This is a genomic window from Paenibacillus provencensis (genome assembly GCF_042678545.1).
GTDB classification, from domain to species: domain Bacteria; phylum Bacillota; class Bacilli; order Paenibacillales; family Paenibacillaceae; genus Paenibacillus; species Paenibacillus provencensis.
In genome coordinates this window covers 1-666 of sequence record NZ_JBHTKX010000025.1, presented here as the reverse complement: position 1 = coordinate 666, position 666 = coordinate 1, and the positions used below count along the sequence as shown (strand labels likewise).

The window sequence follows — 666 nt, the reverse complement described above, 5'->3', positions numbered from 1 at the left end:
CCCCATTCGGACATCCCCGGATCAAAGCTTGCGTACAGCTCCCCGAGGCAGTATCGTTGTTCGCCACGTCCTTCATCGGCTCCTAGCGCCTAGGCATCCTCCGTGTGCTCTTAATAGCTTAACCAACGTTCGGTGTTTTGGCTGAATCTCTCCAGTTGACTGCGTCAAAAGTCGTTCTTCATCCAAAAACCTCACTAAGCACTTTCTTACTTCACTTGTTAAACACAAGTTCAGGTAAGAAGGATATTTCTAAATCGCAAAATTGTTTCGTTTATCTAGTTTTCAAAGAACAAATTTAATTGATAGAATCTTTTGGTGGAGCCAAGCGGGATCGAACCGCTGACCTCCTGCTTGCAAGGCAGGCGCTCTCCCAGCTGAGCTATGGCCCCTCAAGTTCCATCAAAACTGAACAAATGGGATGATGAAGCTTTGCTAGTGCAAAGCGATCCGCCGACTTTCGTCGTACGTATATTTGAATGTCTCCATTGCAGAAGACGAGCATATGCTCTCGATGTACGCTTCCCTACAGGAAGCTAGTACTCCATAGAAAGGAGGTGATCCAGCCGCACCTTCCGATACGGCTACCTTGTTACGACTTCACCCCAATCATCTACCCCACCTTCGACGGCTGGCTCCTTGCGGTTACCCCACCGGCTTCGGGTGTTG

At 48.9% G+C, this 666-nt stretch carries 1 tRNA gene and 2 rRNA genes; all 3 read right to left on the bottom strand.

What is annotated here, in order from left to right:
* Positions 1-124: ribosomal RNA gene (locus ACFQ3J_RS27050) — 23S ribosomal RNA — on the bottom strand; the annotation flags it as partial.
* Positions 125-313: 189 nt separating this feature from the next.
* Positions 314-389: transfer RNA gene (locus tag ACFQ3J_RS27045), tRNA-Ala, on the bottom strand.
* A 158-nt stretch (positions 390-547) separates the two neighbouring features.
* Positions 548-666: ribosomal RNA gene (locus ACFQ3J_RS27040) — 16S ribosomal RNA — on the bottom strand; the annotation flags it as partial.